Annotated in this window: 1 protein-coding gene; it reads right to left on the bottom strand. The window is 74.5% G+C overall.

Features of this window, described 5'->3' with window-relative positions:
* A partial coding sequence (locus G6O68_RS31910; protein WP_165253808.1) for an ISNCY family transposase occupies positions 1–935 on the bottom strand: 935 nt, incomplete at both ends.

The raw sequence follows: 935 nt of genomic DNA on the forward strand, positions 1-935 counted from the left end.
GCCCGCCGACCCGGAGGCGCCTTGCCGACGTGCGGCAATGCGACGTGTTTGACCCCCGCCTCCCTCGCCAGTCGCTCGTTCTCCGCCGACGCCATCCCCCGGTCGGCGGCCAGCAGCCGCGGCGTACGCCCGAACCGCCGGGCGTGGTGGGCCAGCGCCTCGGGCAGGTAGGGCTGGTCCTGGCCGCCGCCTTGCGGCAGCACCGCGAACCCGGCGACCAACCCGCCCTCGACCTCGTCGAGCCGGAGCTTCCGGCCGAACTCGGCCGGCTTGCCCGCCTTGAACCGCGGGATCGCCTGCGTGTGCGGCTCGAACACCGAGACCAGCTTCTCGGCCGATGGCACCGGGTCGTCCTCCAGGACCCGCCGCTCGGCCTGGCCGACGGCCCGCTTCAGCCGGGGCAGGATCTCCGCGAGCTGCCCGGCCAGGCGACGCGCCGCCTCGTCGCCGTGCCCTTCGAGGACCTGGAGCACCCGGCGGCCCTGGGCCCCGGTACGCTTGCCGACCGCCACGAGCCGGCCGTAGGCCGCCTTCGGCGCCGCGCGGCCCTCGTCGTTCTTGCGACGGGCGATCCGGTGCAGCTGCTGCGACAGCCTGCGGACGGCGCGGAACCGGCTGCGGAACGCCTCGCCCAGAGCGGCCCTGGCCCGCCGCAGCAGCCGCGACACCACCCGCACCCCGTCGCCGACCAGGCCGCTGTCGGTCGGGAAGTGGATGTTCGTCTCGACGGCCGTGGTGTCGACCCGGAGCTTGCGGCCGCGCGTCGCCTTCAGGGACCTGGCCAGCCGGACCACCCGGTCGTTGAGCGCCTGGAGCGTCTCCGGCCCGATGAGCTGGGCCCAGCGGATCAGGGTGGTGTCGTCGGGGACCTTCTCGAGGTAGACGCGGCAGAACTGGCGCAGGACGAGGCTGTCGTTGACGAAGTACTCGGCCTG

This window comes from Paludisphaera soli, from assembly GCF_011064595.1.
Classification (GTDB): Bacteria; Planctomycetota; Planctomycetia; order Isosphaerales; family Isosphaeraceae; genus Paludisphaera; species Paludisphaera soli.